Genomic DNA, 21,680 nt, shown 5'->3' with positions numbered 1-21,680 from the left:
CACGTCGGCTGTGAGCGCCGACAATCACTGCACCATCATCCCCCGGGAGCGGATCGTGTTCGTGATCTTCGGAGCATCAGGCAACGTCGGACTGTCGACTGTAACGACCTTGCGCCAGGCAGGTCATCCCGTGCGCGCGGTGCTGCGCGACGCACGCCGGCGCGAACGCTTCGCGCAACTCGGCTGCGACGTCGCGATCGCCGATCTGGCGGACGCCCGCGCGGTCGCCGCGGCGATCGATGGCGCGCAAGCCGTGCAGATGTTGTGCCCGGTGCCGATCGCCGACAGCGACCCGGCGGCAACGATGGAGCGGACGATCGACCTCGTGACCGGCGCGCTCGTCGCGAATCCGCCGCCGACGCTGCTCGCGCTGTCGGACTACGGCGCCGAGCGCGACGGCAACACGGGCATCACGCGGCTCTTTCATCGTCTGGAGGAAAGGCTGAGGACGGTCCCGACGCGGCTCACGCTGCTGCGCTCGGCCGAACACCTGCAGAACTGGGCCCGCGTGCTGCCCGTCGCACTCGCAACCGGCGTGCTGCCGAGCTTTCACCATCCGGTCGACAAGGTGTTTCCGACGGTCTGGGCGCCCGATGTCGGTGTCGCGGCGGCGCGGCTGCTGCTCGATTCCGCCGAAACCGGCAACCGGCCGCGTATCGTCAGCATCGAAGGGCCGCGGCGGGTGAGCGTGCGGGACATCGCGGATGCGCTCGGCGCGGTCGCGGACCACGAGATCGTCGCGCGCGAACTGCCGCGCGACTCATGGACCGCGACGCTGTTGCGCGCCGGGCTCAGCGAGCGTCATGCGCAACTGATCGTCGATCTCTATGACGCGCACAACGCGGGGCAGATCGATGTCGAGGCCGGCGTGTCGGAGCGGGTGTATGGCGCGACGACACCGGCGGAGGCATTCGCCAAGCTGGTGCGCGAGCATGCGCGGTGAGCGACGCGGCGGCTGAGCGGGCGCACGCCGCGCGTTACGTTTGCCGCCGCGCCCAGCTCGTCACCGCATACGCGACCGACCCGATCACGATCCCCCAGAACGCGGACCCGAGCCCGAGCCACGTCATTCCCGATGCGGTCGCGAGGAACGTGATCACCGATGCCTCGCGATGCGCCTCGTCCTCGAAGATCCCGTGCACGTTCGCGCCGATCGCACCGATCAGCGCGAGCCCCGCGAGGATCGCGACGAACGCCTTCGGCAGTGCAAAGAACAGCGTGACGATCGTCCCCGCGAAGAGCCCGCCGATCAGGTAGATCACGCCGTTCGCGATGCCCGCGATATAACGCCGGTCCGGATCCTCGTGCGAATCCTTGCCGGTGCATAGCGCCGCGGTGATCGCCGCGACGACGATCGTGATCCCGCCGAAGCACGCGACGACGAGCGACATCGCGCTGGTTGCGGTGATGATCGGCCGCGCGGGCGTGTGATAGCCCGACACGCGCAGGATCGTCATCCCCGGCAGGAACTGGCCGGTGAGACTGACGACGACGAGCGGCAGCGCGAGGCTGAGCGTGGTGCCGAGCGTCCATTCGGGCGCGATGAAGATCGGCCGCGCGATGCTCGGCGACACGTTGCCGAGATGCGCCATCCCGAGCAGCGTCGCGAGCGCGGCGCCCGTCAGCAGCACGAGCACGATGCTGTAGCGCGGCAGCAGGCGCTTGAAGATCACGTATGCCGCGATCATCCCGAACCCGAGCACCGGCTGCGCGGTCGCGGCGGAGAACGCATGCATGCCGAACGGCAGCAGGATCCCCGCCATCATCCCGCACGCGATGCCGCGCGGAATGTGGCGCACGAGCCGGTCGAAATAGCCGGTGATGCCGATCACGAGGATGATCAGCGCGGCCGTGATGTACGCGCCGACGGCCTGGTTCAGCGTCAGCTGCGGAAAGAGGCCGACGAGCAGCGCGGTGCCGGGCGCTGACCATGCGGTCACGATCGGCACCTTCAGTTTCCAGCTCGCGAAGAGGCCCGACACGCCCGCGCCGATCGAGATCGCCCAGACCCACGACGCCACCATCTCGTTGGAGACATGCGCGGCCTGCGACGCCTGAAAGAAGATCGCGAGCGGGCCCGCGTAGGAAATCAGCACCGCGAGAAAGCCCGCGGTCACCGCGGAGACGGACCAGTCGTTGCCGATCGAGCGGATCGCGCCGGGCGAGGTGTTCGGTTGCATCGTCGTAGAGGAGTGCGGCGCGCGGCCGGGCGGCTGAGCCGGGGCGAATGATTGTCGGAGGCCCCGGACGATCCGTCATTCTGGGCATTGCCGCCGAAATTGGCAATTTGCCGATGAAGATCGGTGTTGTCGGCTTTTCGTAAGAAATGCGCGTCGGGGCGGCCGTGCTGCATTGCGCGGGCGTCGTCGCATCGGACGCCTTCACGGCGAAGCGCGACTCACTCAAGCACTACGTACTGATCTGAAGATACCCGTCGACGGCGGCGACCTTCGCACCACTGCCCGTCGACAGCGACGCCGTGCCCTGGTCGAACGGATGCACGGGCGTGTCGGTTGGCGTCCACGCATGGCGCGCCAGCAATTCGCGATAGCCGCCGCGGATCACGAAGCCGCCGCATTTCTCCGCATACGCATCGCGCCGCATCCGGTACGCGCGCGGCAGGTCGTACCACGGCAGCGTCGGCAGGTCGTGATGCACGAGGTGATAGTTGTTGTTCAGGTACAGCAGCCGCATCGCGAAGCCGGCTTCGTTGATCGCGATGCGCGCCTTCGGGTGCCGCGCGGCGCGATGCTCGTACAGCGAACGGATCATCGCGAGCGACAGCGCGGGCCACGTGATGGCCAGCAGGTAATACCACCACGGCACGCCGATTGCCCACTGCAGCCATGCGAGCAGCGCGACCACGCAGGCGGCGTGCGTGATCCACATCCGCAGATGGCGGAAGTCGCCGCGCCGGAACGCGGCGAATGCGTCGGCGAACATCGCGGCGACGCTCGTCGGCGGCCCGAACACGAGGCGTCCGGCGAAGGTGGTGCGCGCAACCGTCAGCATGCGACGCCAGCGCGGCAGCCGCGCCCACCGCTCGCGCGACACGTAGTTCGTTTCCGGATCGACGCCCGGCACGGTCAGGTCCTCGTCGCGGTGATGGTCGAGGTGCGTGTCGCGATAGAGCGTGTACGGATACCAGATCGTCAGCGGCGGGTAGCCGAGCAGCCGGTTCACGAACGCGGAACGCGTCGGATGGCCGTGCAGCAGCTCGTGCTGCAGCGACAGGTGCCACGCGCCGAGCAGGATCAGCGGCGGCGTCGCGGCGGCGAGCGACAGGCGCTCGGCGCGTACGAACAGCAGCACGGCGAGCCAGCCGCCGTAGATCGCGACGACCAGCAGCCACGTCGGCCACTCGGTGCGGGCAGTGAAGCGGGCGTTGAGTGCGGCGATCGCGCGCGCGTGGTCGACGTCGAAGTATTCGGCCATGGTGCTGGGGCGGGATGAAGCGGGTGATTCGGGTGCTATACGGGTAACGGGTAGCGGACGATCGCGCCGGCGTGGGCCGCGACGCTGTTGACAGACACGGGGCGCGGCTCGCGGTCGGCCGCTACAGCGGCTTGCGACGGTGTCGCGACACTGGAACGCTAACCGGCTCGCGTAGTCAGGCCAACCAAGCAATTCGCATTTGCTTATCGTTGCGCGGCAGATAAGCATTGACCGCCCCTGCGCGTGCCGGACCGGCGCGAACCCCGGGCGAACGGGCTTTCTCCAACGCATCGCCGATGCGTAGAATGCACGCATGAGCCCATGGATCGCCGGACTGCCGATGTACAACGTGACGCCGCGCCACGCCGCACTGTGGCGCGCGTTGCTGCGTGACGCGCTCGATGCGTTCGCGCGTGCCGGCGGGCCTGCCGGCGTCGCGCTGCTCGACGAGCCGTTCGGGGATCTGCATGCGCTGTGGCACCGCAACGACTTGCTGTTGTCGCAGACATGCGGTTATCCATACCGGATGCTCGGATTGCGCGATGCCGTGCACCTGATCGCGACACCGGCATTCGATGCGCCCGGCTGCGACGGCGCGCGCTACAGCAGTGTGCTGGTGGTGTCGGCGCGCGTGTACGCGGGCGGCGCGACGACGCTGACTGCCTGTCGCGGATTGCGGGCAGCATTCAACGGCGCGGATTCACACAGCGGGATGAACGCGTTCCGGCATGCGGTCGCGCCGCATGCGCATGACGGGCGTTTCTTCAGTTCGGTCGTGTCGTTCGGCTCGCACCTGAACGTGCTGCGCGCGCTGGCGGCAGGCGTTGCCGATTGCGCGGCGATCGACTGCGTGACGTTCGCGTATGTGCGTGACGCACTGCCCGAGTTGTTGAACGACGTCCGGATCATCGGCATGACGGCGTCGGCGCCGGGCTTGCCGTTGATTGCGTCGAAGGCGCTGGACGCAACGCTGGCAGGCGCGTTGCAGGATGCGCTCGATCACGCGGTCTCGGTCGATCCGGCGCGGGCGAACGCACTGCGGCTGAAGGGTTTCGAGCGTCTGCCGCCGAGTGCCTACGACACGATTGCCCGGCTCGCGCGGGACGCGGCCGCGCACGGGTATCCCGAGCTGGCGTGAGCGCAGCGTCCGCGCAACGGTGGCTAGAACGGCAAGGTGCCGGGCGGCGCGTTGCGTACCACGGCGAGCGTCGTGCCGATATGATCCTCGAGCGCGAGTGCCGCGCGCGCATCGGCGCGGCGCATCGCGGCCTCGAACAGGCATGTGTGCTCCGCATGCACGTCGCGCTTCGAATCGCCGAGCCCGATGCACACGCGCCGATAGCGTTCGCTTTGCTGCGACAGCATGCGCAGGATCAGGTACGTCCAGGGCGTCGCGGCCGCCGAAATCAGCGCTTCGTGAAAGCGCCGGTTGCACGCTTCCCATGCGGCGCGGTTTTCGATGGACACCGGCTGCTCCCAGGCCGACAGCATGTCGAAACTCTGCCGCACGCGTTGCGCCCATGCGTCGTCGCCGCGCCGCACGGAGTCGCGCAGCGCATCGACCTCGATATGAATGCGCAGCCGCGTGATGGCTTCGAGATCGTCGACCGACATCGGCGTCACGCGAAACCCGCGCTGCCCTTCGGCGACGACCAGCGCATCGCTGACGAGCCGCGTGAGCGCCTCGCGCAGCGTGCCCGCGCCGACGCCGTACACGTCCTTCAGATGCTCGACGCGCAGCTTCGTGCCGGGCGGGTGATGTCCCTCGATGATGTGTTGCCGGAGCTGGTGATACGCATGCTCGCTGAGCGTGCGGGCATGCGGCTCGGCGGCGTCGGCGTCGGCCGTCTCGTGCGCAGGCGGCGGGTCGTCGAACGGATGGGCGGGCAGGATGGTGTTCATGTCACGCCTCCTCATGATCCTGTTTGCGGTTGAGCCGATAGCTGAGTTGCGCGCGCGTCAGGCCGAGCAGGCGCGCGGCGGCCGACAGGTTGCCGTTCGCGCGGTCGACGGCCTCGTGCAGCAGCGCCCGCTCGAGGCCGTCGAGTCCGCCGCCGCCCTGCAACTGGTCGAGGATGGCGCCGCAGTCGATCGACATCGCGGCCGCCGGCCGGATCTGCCCGGCCCGATCGACCGTCGCGCCACCGGGCGCACCGACGCCGGGGAACAGGTCCTTCGCGTCGACCGGACGGTTCGGGCGCGACAGGATCACCGCGCGCTCGATCAGGTTCTCGAGCTCGCGCACGTTGCCGGGCCAGCGGTAGCCGCGCAGCGTGTCGTAGGCGTAGTCGGTCAGCGTCGGCGTCGGCTTGCCGTGCACGGCCGCGAAGCGTTCGAGCATTGCGTCGGCGAGCGGCGCGATGTCGTCCTGCCGGTCGCGCAGCGGCGGAATCAGCACGGGGTAGACGTTGATCCGGTAATAGAGATCGGCGCGAAAGGTGCCGTCGCGCACGGCCTGCTCGAGATCGCGGTTGGTCGCCGCGACGACGCGGACATCCACCTTCCGGCCCTCGGTCGCGCCGAGCCGCTCGACCTCGCCCTCCTGAAGCACGCGCAGCAGCTTTGCCTGCACGTCGAGCGGCAGCTCGCCGATCTCGTCGAGAAACAGCGTGCCGCCGTCCGCGCGCTCGAAGCGGCCGGCGCGCGCGGCTTGCGAGCCCGTGAACGCGCCTTTCTCCGCACCGAACAGTTCGGACTCGATCAGCGCATGCGGAATGGCCGCGCAGTTGATCGCGACGAACGGCTTCTGCGCGCGCGGGCTGAGGCCGTGCAGCGCACGCGCGAAGCGTTCCTTGCCGACGCCCGTTTCGCCGGTGAGCAACACGGCGACCTTGGTCGGCGCGGCCGTTTCGAGCAGCGCATAGGCTGCACGAAATGCGTCGGAACGCCCGACGAGCCGGGTCCGGCTGTCGTCCGGCGCGATCTCGAGGCGCAGCGATTCCACTTCGGTCTGCAGGTCGCGGATCGTGTTGATCAGCGAGTCGGCCTTGAACCACGACGAGATCTCGTCGGCATCCGGCCATTCCTCGGCTGGCTTGCCGACGATCGTGCAGTGCGGGTCGTGCATGCCGACGCAGGTCGTTTCCTTGAACAGGATCGTCCGGCCGATGAACGCGCTGGTGTAGCCGGTCGCATAGCCGATCAGCATCCAGCAGACGGGTTCGGGCTGCGGCCCGAACGTGCGGCGGTGCACGTCGGCCTCCCATGAATGTTCCCAGCGGTACTCGCAATAGAACGCGCCCGTCGCGGGATCGGCCTCGAAGCGCAACGGCGTGACCTGAACGGCGCCTTCGAGCATGTGCAGTTGCGGGCCGACATGGAACATGTCGAACAACGACGCGCCGCTGCGAATTTCGCGGGCGAGCGCGGCGTCCCGTTCTCCGGCGGCGAAGCCGACCCGCGTGAAGAAGCGTCGCGTCTGTGCCGGACCGACGCTTTCCATCAGTTCCTGGCGCAGCGTCGCCAGCGCGCCGGCATGCAGCAGCACCATCCGCTGACCGGCCAGCCAGATGCGACCGTCGCTCGCCGAAAAATGGATCAGCTTGCGCAGGTCGGTGTCCGGCGGCAAGGGGGGCAGGCTGGGCCGCATCGTGTCTCCTCCGTCGAGATTTCTCGTGATTTTCAAGATTTTCGCCAGCAGCGCCGCGGCGGGCGGATCGATTTGATCATTTCGTCAAATGCGTTCGACGGTGTTGCTCAAATGATGAAAGGCACCACCAGATATGGGTTCGGGCGCGGTCGCCGGCGAGCGATTTCCGTTCTGGTTAACCGCCATTGTGGATCGCGAATTTGAACTTCGCGTCAGGGCTTTCCCTCAATTATCGAGATTTTTTGAGCGCGTGCCCGCACGTGGCACGGATGCTGCATTGAAGTGCGGCATGGAGGCGACACCGATCATGAATCAGCACCCGACCGATCTTTCCCCGCTCGACCCTGGCCGCAAGTGCGCACGCGTGACCGGCACGAACGTGCGCGGCTTCGTCGAATTCGAGTTTTCGCTCGGCGGCGAGCCGGATCTGTTCGTCGAGCTGACGTTGTCTCCTGCCGCCTTCGACGCGTTCTGCCGCGAACAGCAGGTGACGCGGCTCGACGTCGAAGCGAACCCATGACCTTGAGGAGCAAGAAGTGACCATCGAGCTGAAGACAGTCGACATCAAGCCGCTCCGGCACACCTTCGCGCATGTCGCGCAGAACATCGGCGGCGACAAGACGGCGACGCGCTACCAGGAAGGCATGATGGGCGCGCAGCCCCAGGCGAACTTCCATTACCGGCCGACCTGGGACCCGGACCACGAGATCTTCGATCCGTCGCGTTCGGCGATACGGATGGCGAACTGGTACGCATTGAAGGATCCGCGCCAGTTCTACTACGCGTCGTGGGCGACGACGCGCGCGCGCCAGCAGGACGCGATGGAGTCGAACTTCGAGTTCGTCGAATCGCGCCGGATGATTGGCCTGATGCGCGACGACGTGGCCGCGCAGGCGCTCGACGTGCTGGTGCCGCTGCGCCATGCCGCGTGGGGCGCGAACATGAACAACGCGCAGATCTGCGCGCTCGGCTACGGTACCGCGTTCACCGCGCCCGCGATGTTCCATGCCATGGACAACCTCGGCGTCGCGCAGTACCTGACGCGCCTCGCGCTCGCGATGGCCGAGCCCGACGTGCTCGATGCGGCCAAGGCCAGCTGGACGAACGACGCCGCATGGCAGCCGCTGCGCCGCTATGTGGAGGACACGCTGGTCGTGGCCGACCCGGTCGAGCTTTTCGTTGCGCAGAACCTCGCGCTCGACGGCCTGCTGTATCCGCTCGTCTACGACCGCTTCATCGACGAACGGATCGCGCTCGCGGGCGGCTCGGCGGTCGCGATGCTCACCGCGTTCATGCCGGAATGGCACGCCGAATCGAATCGCTGGATCGACGCGGTGGTGAAGACCATGGCCGCCGAATCCGACGACAACCGCGCGCTGCTCGCCCGCTGGACCCGAGACTGGTCCGCACGGGCCGACGCGGCGCTCGCACCGGTCGCGGCGCGCGCGTTGCAGGATGCCGGCCGGGCAGCGCTCGACGAAGTGCGCGAGCAGTTCCATGCACGCGTCGCAAAGCTCGGCCTCGCGCTCTGACGCCGCGCATATCCCCTCAATCCAAGGAAAGCCAGCATGTCGAACGTATTCATCGCCTTTCAGACAAATGAGGACTCCAGACCGATCGTCGACGCGATCGTCGCCGACAACCCGCACGCGGTGGTGGTCGAGTCGCCCGGGATGGTCAAGATCGACGCGCCGGACCGGCTGACGATCCGCCGCGAAACGATCGAGGAACTGACCGGCACGCGCTTCGACCTGCAGCAGCTGCAGGTGAACCTGATCACGCTGTCCGGCCACATCGACGAAGACGACGACCAGTTCACGCTGAGCTGGTCGCACTGAACGCCGCGCAACACGCACCGACAACACCGGAGACACGAATGGACACGCCAACGCTCAAGAAAAAGCTCGGCCTGAAGGACCGCTACGCGGCGATGACGCGCGGCCTAGGCTGGGAGACGACTTACCAGCCGATGGACAAGGTCTTCCCGTACGACCGTTACGAAGGCATCAAGATCCACGACTGGGACAAGTGGGTCGACCCGTTCCGCCTGACGATGGATGCGTACTGGAAATACCAGGGCGAGAAGGAGAAGAAGCTGTACGCGGTGCTCGATGCGTTCACGCAGAACAACGCGTTCCTCGGCGTGACCGACGCGCGCTACATCAACGCGCTGAAGCTGTTCATCCAGGGCGTGACGCCGCTTGAATATCTCGCGCATCGCGGTTTCGCGCACGTCGGCCGGCACTTCACCGGCGAGGGCGCGCGCATCGCGTGCCAGATGCAGTCGATCGACGAGTTGCGGCACTACCAGACCGAAACGCACGCGATGTCGACGTACAACAAGTTCTTCAACGGCTTCCATCATTCGAACCACTGGTTCGACCGAGTCTGGTACCTGTCGGTGCCGAAGTCGTTCTTCGAGGACGCGTATTCGTCGGGGCCGTTCGAGTTCCTGACGGCGGTCAGCTTCTCGTTCGAATACGTGCTGACGAACCTGCTGTTCGTGCCGTTCATGTCGGGCGCCGCGTACAACGGCGACATGTCCACCGTCACGTTCGGCTTTTCCGCGCAGTCGGACGAATCGCGTCACATGACGCTCGGCATCGAGTGCATCAAGTTCCTGCTCGAGCAGGACCCGGACAACGTGCCGATCGTGCAGCGCTGGATCGACAAGTGGTTCTGGCGCGGCTACCGGCTGCTCACGCTGGTCGCGATGATGATGGACTACATGCAGCCGAAGCGCGTGATGAGCTGGCGCGAGTCGTGGGAGATGTACGCGGAGCAGAACGGCGGCGCGCTGTTCAAGGATCTCGCGCGCTACGGCATTCGCGAGCCGAAGGGCTGGCAGGACGCCTGCGAAGGCAAGGACCACATCAGCCACCAGGCATGGTCGACATTCTACGGCTTCAACGCGGCGTCGGCGTTCCACACGTGGGTGCCGACCGAGGACGAGATGGCGTGGCTGTCCGCGAAGTACCCCGACTCGTTCGACCGCTATTACCGCCCGCGCTTCGACTACTGGGGAGAGCAGGCGAAGGCCGGCAACCGCTTCTACATGAAGACGCTGCCGATGCTGTGCCAGACCTGCCAGATCCCGATGCTGTTCACCGAGCCCGGCAACCCGACGAAGATCGGCGCGCGCGAGTCGAACTACCTCGGCAACAAGTTCCATTTCTGCAGCGATCACTGCAAGGAAATCTTCGACCACGAGCCGCAGAAGTACGTGCAGGCATGGTTGCCCGTGCACCAGATCTATCAGGGCAACTGCTTCCCGCCCGATGCGGACCCGAGCGCGGAAGGCTTCAATCCGCTCGCCGCGGTGCTCGATTACTACGAAGTGCAGATGGGCCGCGACAACCTCGATTTCGACGGCTCGGAAGACCAGAAGAACTTCGCGGCCTGGCGCGGCCAGGCCACGAGCAACTGATCGATACACAACCTTGAACGAGACCGGCGTACGCGCGAATGCGCAAACGCCGGCCGACAGGAGACAAGCATGACCGTCATCGCGCTCAAACCCTACGACTTCCCGGTGAAGGACGCGGTCGAGAAGTTTCCGGCGCCGCTGCTCTACGTGTGCTGGGAAGACCACCTGATGTTCCCGGCGCCGTTCTGCCTGCCGCTGCCGTCCGACATGCCGTTCGGCGCGCTCGCCGACAAGGTGCTGCCGCCCATCTACGGCTATCACCCCGACTTCGCGAAGATCGACTGGGGCCGCGTCGAGTGGTTTCGCTCCGGTGAGCCGTGGACGCCCGACGCAGCGAAGAGCCTGGCCGACAACGGCCTCGGGCACAAGGACCTGATCAGCTTCCGCACGCCGGGCCTCGACGGCCTCGGCGGCGCGAGCTTCTGACCGCCACGCGGACGAGCGAACCATCATGAGCCACCAACTTACCATCGAGCCGCTGGGCGTCACGATCGAGGTCGAGGAAGGACAGACGATGCTCGATGCCGCGCTGCGCCAGGGCATCTACATTCCGCATGCGTGCTGTCACGGCCTGTGCGGCACCTGCAAGGTCGCGGTGCTCGACGGCGAGACCGATCTCGGCGACGCGAACCCGTTCGCGCTGATGGATTTCGAGCGCGAGGAAGGCAAGGCGCTCGCGTGCTGCGCGACGCTGCAGGCCGACACCGTGATCGAGGCCGATGTCGACGAGGAACCGGACGCGGAAATCATTCCGGTCAAGGACTTCGCGGCTGAAGTGACGCGCATCGAGCAGCTCACGCCGACCATCAAGTCGATCCGACTGAAGCTGTCGCAGCCGATGCATTTCCAGGCGGGCCAGTACGTGCAGCTGGAGATTCCCGGTCTCGGGCAGAGCCGCGCGTTCTCGATCGCGAACGCGCCGGCCGACGTCGCGGCCACCGGCGAGATCGAGCTGAACGTGCGGCAGGTGCCGGGCGGGCTCGGCACCGGCTACCTGCACGAGCAGCTGGCCACCGGCGACCGCATGCGGCTGTCGGGCCCGTACGGGCGCTTCTTCGTGCGTCGCTCGGCCGCGCGGCCGATGATCTTCATGGCTGGCGGATCGGGGCTGTCGAGCCCGCGCTCGATGATCGCGGACCTGCTCGCCAGCGGCGTCACCGCGCCGATCACGCTGGTCTACGGCCAGCGCAACGCGAAGGAGCTGTACTACCACGACGAATTCCGCGCGCTCGCCGAACGCCACCCGAACTTCACGTACGTGCCGGCGCTGTCCGAAGGCGCGCCGGATGCCGGCGGCGACGTCGCGCAAGGGTTCGTGCACGACGTCGCGAAGGCGCATTTCGACGGCGACTTCTCGGGGCACCAGGCATACCTGTGCGGCCCGCCCGCGATGATCGACGCGTGCATCACGACGCTGATGCAGGGGCGCCTGTTCGAGCGCGACATCTATCACGAGAAGTTCATCTCGGCGGCCGACGCGCAACAGACGCGCAGCCCGCTGTTCCGGCGGGTGTGACATGGATGCGGGTCGCGTATGCGGGACGGTCAGGATCGCGCAGACCGACGAGCGCTATGCGTGCGTGTCGGGCGAGTCGTTGCTGGCCGGCATGGCGAAGCTCGGCCGCCGCGGCATTCCGGTCGGCTGCCTGAACGGCGGGTGCGGCGTGTGCAAGGTGCGCGTGCTGCGCGGCGCGGTGCGCAAGCTCGGGCCGGTCAGCCGGGCACACGTCAGCGCTGAAGAGGAGAACGACGGCTATGCGCTCGCGTGCCGTGTGGTGCCGGACGGCGACGTGGAACTGGAAGTGGCTGGCCGACTGAAAAAGCCGTTCTTCTGCGGCGCGGCCCGTGCCGGCGCGCCGACGATCGACAAGTAACCAGGAAACCAGGAGGAGACACATCATGGGTGTGATGCGTATTGGTCATGTCAGTCTGAAGGTGATGGACATGGAAGCGGCGCTGCGTCATTACGTGCGCGTGCTCGGCATGCAGGAGACGATGCGCGACGCGGCGGGCAACGTCTATCTGAAATGCTGGGACGAATGGGACAAGTATTCGCTGATCCTGTCGCCGTCCGACCAGGCGGGGCTCAAGCACGCCGCGTACAAGGTCGAGCACGACGCCGACCTGGACGCGTTCCAGCAGCGTATCGAGGCATACGGGATCGCGACCGAGATGCTGCCCGAAGGCGCGCTGCCGGCGGTCGGCCGTCAATTGCGGTTCCTGCTGCCGAGCGGGCACGAACTGCGGCTGTTCGCGAAGAAGGAGTTGGTGGGCACCGCGGTCGGCTCGCTGAACCCCGATCCGTGGCCCGACGATGTTCCGGGCTCGGCCGTGCACTGGCTCGACCACTGCCTGCTGATGTGCGAACTGAACCCCGAAACCGGCGTGAACCGTGTCGAGGAGAACACGCGCTTCATGGCCGAGTGTCTCGACTTCCATCTGGCGGAACAGGTGATGGTCGGCCCCGGCAACACGATCCGGGCCGCGACGTGGATGTTCCGCAGCACGACGCCGCACGACATCGCGTTCGTCGGCGGCCCGAGCAACGGCCTGCATCACATCGCGTTCTTCCTCGACGACTGGGCCGACGTGCTGAAGTCGGCCGACGTCATGGCGAAGAACAAGGTGAAGATCGATGTCGCGCCTACGCGGCACGGCATCACGCGCGGCACCACCATCTATTTCTTCGATCCGAGCGGCAACCGCAACGAGACGTTCGCGGGGCTGGGTTATCTCGCGCAACCCGATCGCCCGGTCACGACGTGGACCGAGGAGGAGCTCGGGCGCGGGATCTTCTTCCACTCCGGCGAGCTGAACGAAGCATTCACGACCGTCTACACCTGAGCCGCAAGGAGCCCAGCGTCATGGATCGAAACGACACGAAGCGGAGCATCGACACGCGCACGATCGCGTGGCCCGCCGCGGCGCGCGCGGCGCAGGCGGCGGCCGAGGCCGCCGAACGGCTCGGCGTGCGCGTCAACGTCGCGGTCGTCGATGCGGCCGGACTGCTCGCGGCATTCGTCCGCATGCCCGGCGCACCGTTGCATTCGATCGATATCGCGAACGACAAGGCGTACACGGCCGCGAGCTTCGGTCTGCCCACCGGCGCGTGGCACGCCGCATTGGCGTCGCACTCGGACGCGGTGCGGCAGGGCCTCGTGCTGCGGCCGCGCTTCGTCGCATTCGGCGGCGGGTTGCCGATCGTCGAAGACGGCGCGTTGATCGGCGGCATCGGCGTATCGGGCGGCAGCGAGGCGCAGGACGAGCAATGCGCGAACGCGGGGCTCGATGCGGCCGGCTTCGGCGGGCCATGACGCACGGCACGCAAACGCGCTCCACGAACCCACGGATTGACGACTATCGGCACACACATCATGTACGACACCGAACCCATCGCCGCGACACGCGGCCCCGCCGGCGGGCAGCCGGAACCGCGGCTCGTCCGCAACTTCATCGATGGCGACTATCGCGCGGGCGAACGCTGGTTCGACAAGCGCTCGCCGCTCGACAACGCGGTGATCGCGCGCGTCGCCGAAGCGAGCCGCGCGGATGTCGACGCGGCGGTACAGGCCGCACGCGCGGCGCTGGCCGGCCCGTGGGGCGGCCTGACCGTCGCGCAGCGCGTCGAGCTCCTGTATGCGGTGGCTGACGGCATCACGCGCCGCTTCGACGATTTCCTCGAAGCCGAAGTGGCCGACACCGGCAAGCCGGTGAGCCTCGCGAGCCATATCGACATCCCGCGCGGCGCCGCGAACTTCAAGGTGTTCGCCGACGTGGTGAAGAACGTGCCCGGCGAAACCTTCGAGATGGCGACGCCGGACGGCGCGGGCGCGCTCAACTACGCGATCCGCCGGCCGGTCGGCGTGGTCGGCGTGATCTGCCCGTGGAATCTGCCGCTGCTGCTGATGACGTGGAAGGTCGGGCCCGCGCTCGCGTGCGGCAATACGGTGGTCGTGAAACCGTCGGAGGAGACGCCGCAGACGGCCGCGCTGCTCGGCGAGGTGATGAACGCGGCCGGCGTGCCGCGCGGCGTCTACAACGTCGTGCACGGCTTCGGGCCCGGCTCGGCCGGCGAATTCCTGACGACCCATCCGGGTGTGAACGCGATCACGTTCACCGGCGAGACGCGCACCGGCGCGGCGATCATGAAGGCCGCGGCCGACGGCGCGCGGCCCGTCAGCCTCGAGATGGGCGGCAAGAACGCGGCGATCGTGTTCGCCGATTGCGATTTCGATGCGGCCGTCGAGGGCACGTTGCGCTCGTGCTTCGCGAACGCGGGGCAGGTGTGCCTCGGCACCGAGCGTGTGTATGTCGAGCGTCCGCTGTTCGAGCGTTTCGTCGCCGCGCTGAAGGCCGGTGCCGAACGGCTGCGGCCCGGCCGCCCGGAAGCGGACACGACCGGCCTCGGCCCGCTCATCAGCCAGGAGCATCGCGACAAGGTGCTGTCGTATTACCGCAAGGCGGCCGAACTCGGCGCGACGGTCGTGACGGGTGGTGGCGTGCCCGACATGCCGGAGGACCTGCGCGGCGGCGCGTGGGTGCAGCCGACGATCTGGACCGGCCTCGGCGACGATTCGCCGATCGCGCGCGACGAGATCTTCGGGCCGTGCACGCTCGTGATGCCGTTCGATTCCGAAGCCGAGGTGATCGGCCGCGCGAACGCGAATGCGTATGGGCTGTCGACCGCGATCTGGACGACCAACCTGTCGCGCGCGCACCGCGTCGCGGCGTCGATCGACGTCGGCATCGCGTGGGTCAATTCATGGTTCCTGCGTGACCTGCGTACCGCGTTCGGCGGCGCGAAGCAATCGGGCATCGGCCGCGAGGGCGGCGTGCATTCGCTCGAGTTCTACACGGAGCTCCGCAACGTCTGCATCAAGCTCTGACCCTCTGTTAATGACCGGAAAACTCTTATGGACTCCACGTTGATTACCACGCTGGGCGACCGGCTGTACGACGCGATGACGTCGCGCGAGCCCATCGCGCCGCTGACGTCGCAGCACGAGGACCTGTCGGTCGACGACGCGTACCGGATCCAGCAGCGCTTCGTGCAGCGCCGCCTGGATGCCGGCGAGACCGTCATCGGCAAGAAGATCGGCGTCACGTCGAAGGCGGTGATGGACATGCTCGGCGTCTACCAGCCCGACTTCGGCTACCTGCTGTCGGGCATGGTGTACGGCGAGGGCGAATGCATCGCGCTCGACACGCTGATCCAGCCGAAGGCCGAAGGCGAGATCGCGTTCGTGCTGAAGCGCGACCTGCTCGGCCCGGGCGTGACGAACGCGATGGTGCTCGCCGCGACCGAGTGCGTGATGCCGTGCTTCGAGATCGTCGACTCGCGCATCCGCGACTGGAAGATCCGCATCGGCGACACGGTGGCCGACAACGCGTCGTGCGGCGTGTTCGTGCTCGGCGACCGGGCGGTGAGCACGCGCAGCGTCGATCTGTCGACCTGCGGCATGGTGCTCGAGAAGAACGGCGACGTGATCGGCACCGGCGCCGGCGCGGCCGCGCTCGGCTCGCCGGTCAATGCCGTCGCATGGCTCGCCAACACGCTCGGCCGCCTCGGCATCCCGCTGAAGGCCGGCGAAGTGATTCTGTCCGGCGCGCTCGCAGCGATGGCGCCGGTCGGGCGCGGCGACAACTTCCGCGTGTCGATCGGCGGGATCGGCGCGTGTTCGGTGCGGTTCGCGTGAGCGCCGCCCGTTCCCCTTTCCACGCAAACGAGGAATCCCCCATGACCCGAAAGATCCGTTGCGCGCTGATCGGTCCCGGCAACATCGGCACCGACCTGCTCGCCAAACTGATGCGTAGCCCCGTGCTCGAACCCGTGTGGATGGTCGGCATCGATCCCGATTCCGATGGCCTGAAGCGCGCGCGCGAACTCGGCCTCAAGACCACCTCGGACGGCGTCGACGGCCTGCTGCCGCATGTGCAGGCCGACGGCGTGCAGATCGCGTTCGACGCGACGAGCGCATACGTCCACGCGGAAAACAGCCGCAAGCTGAACGCGCTCGGCGTGCTGATGATCGACCTGACGCCGGCCGCGATCGGCCCGTACTGCGTGCCGCCCGTCAACCTGATGGATCACATCGGCTCCGGCGAGATGAACGTGAACATGGTCACGTGCGGCGGCCAGGCGACGATTCCGATGGTGCGCGCGATCTCCCGCGTGCAGCCGGTCGCGTACGGCGAGATCGTCGCGACCGTGTCGTCGCGCTCGGTCGGCCCCGGCACGCGCAAGAACATCGACGAATTCACGCGCACCACGGCCGCGGCCGTCGCGCAGGTCGGCGGCGCGAACGAGGGCAAGGCGATCATCGTGATCAACCCGGCCGACCCGCCGCTCATCATGCGCGACACCGTGCACTGCCTGACCGAAACCGCGCCCGACGAAGCGCGCATCGTCGAATCGGTGCACGCGATGATCGCCGACGTGCAGCGCTACGTGCCCGGCTACCGGCTCGTCAACGGGCCGGTGTTCGACGGCAACCGCGTGTCGGTCTATCTCGAGGTCGAAGGTCTCGGCGACTACCTGCCGAAATACGCGGGCAACCTCGACATCATGACGGCCGCCGCCGCGCGCACCGCCGAGATGTTCGCCGAGGAACTGCTGGCCGGACGCCTCACGCTGGCATCGGCCGCCCAGGCGGCCTGACGCCGGCAGACGCGACTTCCACGACCGGACAAGAAAGGAACGGCAATGAATCTCAAAGGCAAACGAATCACCGTCCACGACATGACGCTGCGTGACGGCATGCATCCGAAGCGTCACCAGATGACGCTCGACCAGATGCGCTCGATCGCGAGCGGGCTCGACGCGGCCGGCGTGCCGCTGATCGAAGTCACGCACGGCGACGGCCTCGGCGGCTCGTCGGTCAACTACGGCTTTCCCGCGCATACCGACGCGGAATACCTCGGCGCGGTGATCCCGCTGCTCAAGCGCGCGAAGGTGTCGGCGCTGCTGCTGCCGGGCATCGGCACCGTCGACCACCTGAAGGAGGCGCACGCGCTCGGCGTGCATACGATTCGCGTCGCGACGCACTGCACCGAGGCGGACGTCTCCGAGCAGCACATCGCGATGGCGCGCAAGCTCGACATGGATACCGTCGGCTTCCTGATGATGAGCCACATGAACAGCCCCGACGGGCTGGTGAAGCAGGCGAAGCTGATGGAGTCGTACGGCGCGAACTGCATCTACATCACCGATTCGGCCGGCTACATGCTGCCCGACGACGTGAAGGCCCGCCTGGCAGCCGTGCGCGACGCGCTGCTGCCTGAAACGGAACTGGGCTTCCACGGCCACCACAACCTCGCGATGGGCGTCGCGAACTCGATCGCCGCGATCGAGGCCGGTGCGACCCGGATCGACGGCGCGGCGGCGGGGCTCGGCGCCGGCGCGGGCAACACGCCGCTGGAAGTGTTCGTCGCCGTCTGCGAGCGGATGGGCATCGAGACCGGCATCGACGTGTGGAAGATCCAGGACGTCGCCGAGGATCTCGTCGTGCCGATGATGGACTTCCCGATCCGCATCGACCGCGACGCGCTGACGCTCGGCTATGCGGGCGTGTACGGCTCGTTCCTGCTGTTCGCGAAGCGCGCGGGCGAGAAGTACGGGATTCCGGCGCGCGACATCCTCGTCGAGCTCGGCCGGCGCGGCATGGTCGGCGGGCAGGAGGACATGATCGAGGACACCGCGCTGACGCTCGCGAAGGCGCGCGCGGCGCAACCGAAGCGGGAGGCCGCATGAATCTGACGACCGACACGATCGAGTCGCTGGCCGCGCATCTCGACGACTGCATGCGCGAGGCGCGCGACACGCCGAAGATCACCGACCGTCATCCGGAGATGGACTGGGACGACGCGTACGCGGTGCAGGATGCGATCCGCCGCCGGCAGCTTGCGCGCGGCGCGCGGATCGTCGGCTACAAGGCCGGCCTGACGTCGCACGCGAAGATGCGGCAGATGGGGGTGGACACGCCCGTGTTCGGCTTCCTGACCGACGTTCATGACCTGCCCGACGGCGGCGAGTGCGATACGTCCGCGCTGATTCATCCGAAGGTGGAGCCGGAGATCGCATTCGTGACGAAGGCCGAACTGAAGGGGCCGGGCTGCCATGTCGGCGCGGTACTCGCCGCGACGGACTTCGTCGTCGCCGGCATCGAGGTGATCGACAGCCGCTACCGCGACTTCAAGTTCGACCTGAAGAGCGTGGTGGCCGACAACACGTCGGCCGCGCGCTTCGTCGCGGGCGGCCGGCCGCTGGCTGTGGACGGCGTCGACCTGCGCACGCTCGGCATCGTGCTCGAGAAGAACGGGCTGCCGGTCGCGTTCGGCGCCGGTGCGGCCGTGCTCGGGCATCCGGCCGCCGCGATCGCGATGCTCGCGAATCACCTGGGCGCGCGCGGCGAAGCGATTCCGGCGGGCAGCCTGATCCTGTCGGGCGGCATCACGGAGGCGGTGGCCGTCGCGGCCGGCGACAACGTGACGCTGCGCGTGCAGGACATCGGGTCGGTCGGCCTGCGATTCATCTGAACGTTCCGAACGCAAAGGGAGGCCATCGTGCCGGTAGCACATCTGTACATCCTGGAAGGCCGCGACGACGACAAGAAGGAACGCCTGATCGCCGAAGTCACCGAAGCCATCCATCGCTCGCTCGACGCACCGCTCGAATCGGTGCGCGTGATCATCACCGAGATGCCGAAGGGGCACTTCGGGATCGGCGGGCAGAGCGCGAAGAAGCGCGGGCGCTGACGCGCCGCGCACCATCGAAATCGACTGGAGGACGTCATGTCAACCAATCCCGAACTGGGCCGCCGGATCGTCGCGGGCGGCCTCGACACCAACTATCACGACGTCGGCGACGGGCCGCCCGTGCTGCTGATCCACGGTTCGGGGCCGGGTGTCACGGCCTACGCGAACTGGCGGCTCACGATGCCCGCGCTCGCCGAGCAGTTTCGCGTGATCGCACCGGACATGGCCGGATTCGGCGAAACCGAGCGGCCGCGCGATTACGTGTATTCGATGGATCACTGGGTCGACCACGCGGTCGGCCTGCTCGATGCGCTCGGCGTCGAGCGCGCGCACGTGATCGGCAATTCGTTCGGCGGCGCGCTGGCGCTCGCGCTGGCGATCCGCGCGCCGGAGCGTGTCGGCCGGCTCGTGCTGATGGGCGCGGCCGGCACGCGCTTCACGCTGACCGAAGGGCTCGACGCGGTGTGGGGCTACACGCCGTCGATCGCGAACATGCGCGGCCTGCTGGACATCTTCGCGTTCGATCGCACGCTCGTGAACGACGAGCTCGCGAAGCTGCGCTACGACGCGAGCGTGCGGCCCGGCTACCAGGAGGCGTTCGCGAACATGTTTCCGGTGCCGCGCCAGCGCTGGGTCGATGCGCTCGCGAGCGACGAGGTGAAACTGCGCGCGCTGCCGCACGACACACTGATCGTCCATGGCCGCGAGGATCGCGTGATTCCGCTCGACAGCTCGATGAGGCTGCTGGAACTGCTGCCGAACGCGCAACTGCACGTGTTCGGCAACTGCGGACACTGGACGCAGATCGAGCATGCGGCGCGGTTCAACCGGCTGGTGATCGATCATTTCAGCGAGTCGACGGACTGATCGATCCGCGCCGACGACGGTATGCCGCGCGACGGCGCGCGGCAGGTTGGGTGGGGCACGAGGAATCGCATGTCGTGATCGTGCGGATTGCCGGACGGAGGCCGGCGAGATCCCGCTGATCGCGAGCCGGGCGCAATTTCAAGCGATGGATAGCAGCTTTCTAAACGATTAGCACTATTTAATTATAAATGGGTAAGGAGACGTCCGTGAAAGGCATGTATGTTCGATTGGCAGTCGTGGCATGCGCCGCGGCATGGGGCACGCATGCGCGTGCGACCGACGTGTTCAATCTCGAAGGCTACGGTCCGGTCTCGCGCGCGATGGGCGGGACCGGCGTGGCCTACGACGTCGGCGGGGCGGCGATGATGCTGAACCCGGCCACGCTCGGCCTGATGACCGAGGGGCGCTATGTGGACCTCGGGCTCGACGTGGTCACGACCAACATTCACGTGAAGAACGCGTCGACCGGCGAGGGCGCCACGTCGGGCAATCACGGCAACAACAACGGGCCGTATTTCGCGCCGCAACTGGCCGTCGTCTATCGCCGCGCGAACTATGCGTTCGGCATCGGCGCGTTCGCCGAAGGCGGGCTCGGTACGCAATTCGGCGGCAGCAGTTTCCTGTCGCGGACGGCGACCAACAACGTCGATACCGGGCTCGACCAGTTTTCGCGGCTGCTGGTGCTGCGCGTCCCGCTGTCCGCGGCGTACAACGTGAACGACCGGTTGACGGTCGGGGCGTCGCTGGACGTCGTCTGGACTTCGCTCAACCTGGGATCGCTGCTCGACGTGTCCCAGATCGGCACGCTGGCCGCGCAGCGCCGCGTGTCCGGGTCGCTGGTGCCGGCGCTGCTGAGCGTGCCCGGCCTGTCGGGCGGCTACGTCGGGTTTTCGCACAGCGGCATCGTCGGCGGCGGAGCCGACGCCTGGGGTGTCGGCGGCAAGCTGGGCCTCACGTATCTGCTGACGCCCGACACGCGGGTCGGCATGGCGTACAGCTTCAAGACCGCCGTGGGCGATCTGCGCGCCGGACATGCGAATCTGACCGCCGTCAGTTCGGTCGCGGGCAATATTCCGCTGAGCGGCGACATCGTCGTGAAGGATTTCCAGATGCCGGCCCAGTTCACGATAGGTATCAGCCACCGCTTCAACGACCAGTGGTCGGTTTCGGCCGACTACCAGCGCGTGTTCTGGTCGAGCGTGATGAAGGACCTGAACATGAGCTTCACGCAGGCCGGAACCGGCGCGAACCTGAACCTGTCGATCCCGCAGAATTATCGCGACATCAACGTCTTCGCGGTCGGCGCGGAATATCGCTACAACGCGAAGCTGACGCTGCGTGCGGGGTTCCAGTACGCGCAGGAGGCCGTACCGAACGACACGTTGCTGGCCGTCGTACCGGCGATTCCGACGACGCACCTGAGCGCGGGCGCGTCCTACGCGTTCGACAAGGACGATCTCGTCAGCTTCGCACTATCGGTCGGCCTGCAAAAGACGTTGTCGAACGGCAGCCAGCCGAACACCGCGGTGCCCATCGTCGCAACGCACTCGCAAATCAACGCGGTCGTCGGATATCAGAAGCGCTTCTGACCGGACGCCGGGCGACGCG

General features: G+C 67.3%; 23 protein-coding genes. 19 read left to right on the top strand and 4 right to left on the bottom strand.

The window, feature by feature from the left end; all coding sequences use genetic code 11:
* Positions 1 to 55: 55 nt before the first annotated feature.
* Positions 56 to 943 carry an NmrA family NAD(P)-binding protein gene (locus BTE28158_RS21730; RefSeq protein WP_151047173.1) on the top strand — a complete coding sequence of 296 codons (888 nt, stop codon included), beginning with the start codon at positions 56 to 58 and terminating at the stop codon, positions 941 to 943.
* A 34-nt stretch (positions 944 to 977) separates the two neighbouring features.
* On the opposite strand, the gene BTE28158_RS21725 is transcribed toward BTE28158_RS21730, so the two are convergent.
* Together BTE28158_RS21725 and BTE28158_RS21720 are read right to left on the bottom strand one after the other, a co-directional pair.
* Positions 978 to 2,180, bottom strand: a complete 1,203-nt coding sequence (locus BTE28158_RS21725) for a benzoate/H(+) symporter BenE family transporter (protein WP_151047171.1) — start codon at positions 2,178 to 2,180, stop codon at positions 978 to 980.
* Between the two features lie 229 nt (positions 2,181 to 2,409).
* A complete protein-coding gene (locus tag BTE28158_RS21720) occupies positions 2,410 to 3,435 on the bottom strand; it encodes a fatty acid desaturase (RefSeq protein ID WP_151047169.1) in 1,026 nt (341 codons plus the stop codon).
* Between the two features lie 313 nt (positions 3,436 to 3,748).
* On the opposite strand from BTE28158_RS21720, the gene BTE28158_RS21715 reads away from it, so the two are divergent.
* Entirely contained in the window at positions 3,749 to 4,573 is an 825-nt protein-coding gene (locus tag BTE28158_RS21715) for a phosphate/phosphite/phosphonate ABC transporter substrate-binding protein (RefSeq protein ID WP_151047167.1), read from the top strand.
* A gap of 23 nt (positions 4,574 to 4,596) precedes the next feature.
* Here BTE28158_RS21715 and BTE28158_RS21710 read toward each other — a convergent pair whose 3' ends face one another.
* Complete coding sequence (locus BTE28158_RS21710) at positions 4,597 to 5,337, bottom strand: GntR family transcriptional regulator (RefSeq protein ID WP_151047165.1); 741 nt, start codon at positions 5,335 to 5,337, stop codon at positions 4,597 to 4,599.
* A gap of 1 nt (position 5,338) precedes the next feature.
* Positions 5,339 to 7,024, bottom strand: coding sequence for a sigma-54-dependent Fis family transcriptional regulator (locus tag BTE28158_RS21705; protein WP_151047163.1), 1,686 nt, complete (start codon positions 7,022 to 7,024; stop codon positions 5,339 to 5,341).
* Positions 7,025 to 7,157: 133 nt separating this feature from the next.
* Between BTE28158_RS21705 and BTE28158_RS32560 the strand changes: the two genes are divergently transcribed.
* The 17 genes from BTE28158_RS32560 to BTE28158_RS21620 all read left to right on the top strand — a co-directional run bounded on the left by BTE28158_RS32560 (position 7,158) and on the right by BTE28158_RS21620 (position 21,661).
* Positions 7,158 to 7,544: a phenol hydroxylase subunit gene (locus BTE28158_RS32560; protein ID WP_239007159.1), complete on the top strand. Its 387-nt coding sequence runs from the start codon at positions 7,158 to 7,160 to the stop codon at positions 7,542 to 7,544.
* A gap of 16 nt (positions 7,545 to 7,560) precedes the next feature.
* Positions 7,561 to 8,556 (top strand): ferritin family protein, encoded by a 996-nt coding sequence (locus BTE28158_RS21695; protein ID WP_124903239.1) that lies wholly within the window; start codon positions 7,561 to 7,563, stop codon positions 8,554 to 8,556.
* 36 nt (positions 8,557 to 8,592) lie between these two features.
* Complete coding sequence (locus BTE28158_RS21690; protein ID WP_059604920.1) at positions 8,593 to 8,862, top strand: MmoB/DmpM family protein; 270 nt, start codon at positions 8,593 to 8,595, stop codon at positions 8,860 to 8,862.
* Positions 8,863 to 8,900: 38 nt separating this feature from the next.
* The gene (locus BTE28158_RS21685; protein WP_151047161.1) at positions 8,901 to 10,451 is read left to right on the top strand and encodes an aromatic/alkene/methane monooxygenase hydroxylase/oxygenase subunit alpha; all 1,551 of its coding nucleotides are present in this window, start codon (positions 8,901 to 8,903) and stop codon (positions 10,449 to 10,451) included.
* A gap of 69 nt (positions 10,452 to 10,520) precedes the next feature.
* On the top strand, positions 10,521 to 10,877 hold the full coding sequence (locus tag BTE28158_RS21680; protein ID WP_151047159.1) for a phenol hydroxylase subunit P4: 357 nt from the start codon (positions 10,521 to 10,523) through the stop codon (positions 10,875 to 10,877).
* 25 nt (positions 10,878 to 10,902) lie between these two features.
* Positions 10,903 to 11,967 (top strand): NADH:ubiquinone reductase (Na(+)-transporting) subunit F, encoded by a 1,065-nt coding sequence (locus BTE28158_RS21675; protein ID WP_124627727.1) that lies wholly within the window; start codon positions 10,903 to 10,905, stop codon positions 11,965 to 11,967.
* A 1-nt stretch (position 11,968) separates the two neighbouring features.
* Complete coding sequence (locus tag BTE28158_RS21670) at positions 11,969 to 12,325, top strand: 2Fe-2S iron-sulfur cluster-binding protein (protein WP_059604931.1); 357 nt, start codon at positions 11,969 to 11,971, stop codon at positions 12,323 to 12,325.
* Between the two features lie 25 nt (positions 12,326 to 12,350).
* Positions 12,351 to 13,295, top strand: a complete 945-nt coding sequence (locus tag BTE28158_RS21665; protein ID WP_151047157.1) for a catechol 2,3-dioxygenase — start codon at positions 12,351 to 12,353, stop codon at positions 13,293 to 13,295.
* A 20-nt stretch (positions 13,296 to 13,315) separates the two neighbouring features.
* Entirely contained in the window at positions 13,316 to 13,765 is a 450-nt protein-coding gene (locus tag BTE28158_RS21660; protein ID WP_151047155.1) for a GlcG/HbpS family heme-binding protein, read from the top strand.
* A 60-nt stretch (positions 13,766 to 13,825) separates the two neighbouring features.
* Positions 13,826 to 15,337, top strand: coding sequence for a 2-hydroxymuconic semialdehyde dehydrogenase (locus tag BTE28158_RS21655; RefSeq protein WP_151047221.1), 1,512 nt, complete (start codon positions 13,826 to 13,828; stop codon positions 15,335 to 15,337).
* A 27-nt stretch (positions 15,338 to 15,364) separates the two neighbouring features.
* On the top strand, positions 15,365 to 16,147 hold the full coding sequence (dmpE, locus tag BTE28158_RS21650; protein ID WP_059604944.1) for a 2-oxopent-4-enoate hydratase: 783 nt from the start codon (positions 15,365 to 15,367) through the stop codon (positions 16,145 to 16,147).
* Positions 16,148 to 16,188: 41 nt separating this feature from the next.
* Positions 16,189 to 17,109 (top strand): acetaldehyde dehydrogenase (acetylating), encoded by a 921-nt coding sequence (locus tag BTE28158_RS21645; RefSeq protein ID WP_124627719.1) that lies wholly within the window; start codon positions 16,189 to 16,191, stop codon positions 17,107 to 17,109.
* Between the two features lie 45 nt (positions 17,110 to 17,154).
* Positions 17,155 to 18,201: a 4-hydroxy-2-oxovalerate aldolase gene (gene dmpG, locus BTE28158_RS21640; RefSeq protein WP_151047153.1), complete on the top strand. Its 1,047-nt coding sequence runs from the start codon at positions 17,155 to 17,157 to the stop codon at positions 18,199 to 18,201.
* Positions 18,198 to 18,986: a 2-oxo-3-hexenedioate decarboxylase gene (gene dmpH / locus BTE28158_RS21635; protein WP_151047151.1), complete on the top strand. Its 789-nt coding sequence runs from the start codon at positions 18,198 to 18,200 to the stop codon at positions 18,984 to 18,986. Before dmpG ends, dmpH begins: the two co-directional genes overlap by 4 nt.
* A 24-nt stretch (positions 18,987 to 19,010) precedes the next feature.
* Complete coding sequence (gene thmT / locus BTE28158_RS21630) at positions 19,011 to 19,205, top strand: 2-hydroxymuconate tautomerase (RefSeq protein ID WP_260437172.1); 195 nt, start codon at positions 19,011 to 19,013, stop codon at positions 19,203 to 19,205.
* A 36-nt stretch (positions 19,206 to 19,241) separates the two neighbouring features.
* On the top strand, positions 19,242 to 20,072 hold the full coding sequence (locus BTE28158_RS21625) for an alpha/beta fold hydrolase (RefSeq protein ID WP_151047149.1): 831 nt from the start codon (positions 19,242 to 19,244) through the stop codon (positions 20,070 to 20,072).
* Positions 20,073 to 20,278: 206 nt separating this feature from the next.
* Positions 20,279 to 21,661 carry an OmpP1/FadL family transporter gene (locus BTE28158_RS21620; protein WP_151047147.1) on the top strand — a complete coding sequence of 461 codons (1,383 nt, stop codon included), beginning with the start codon at positions 20,279 to 20,281 and terminating at the stop codon, positions 21,659 to 21,661.
* Positions 21,662 to 21,680 lie beyond the last annotated feature (19 nt).

The organism is Burkholderia diffusa (genome assembly GCF_902499115.1).
GTDB lineage: Bacteria > Pseudomonadota > Gammaproteobacteria > Burkholderiales > Burkholderiaceae > Burkholderia > Burkholderia diffusa.
The sequence above is the reverse complement of the archived record's forward strand: the minus strand, read 5'-3'. Positions and strand labels throughout refer to the sequence as shown.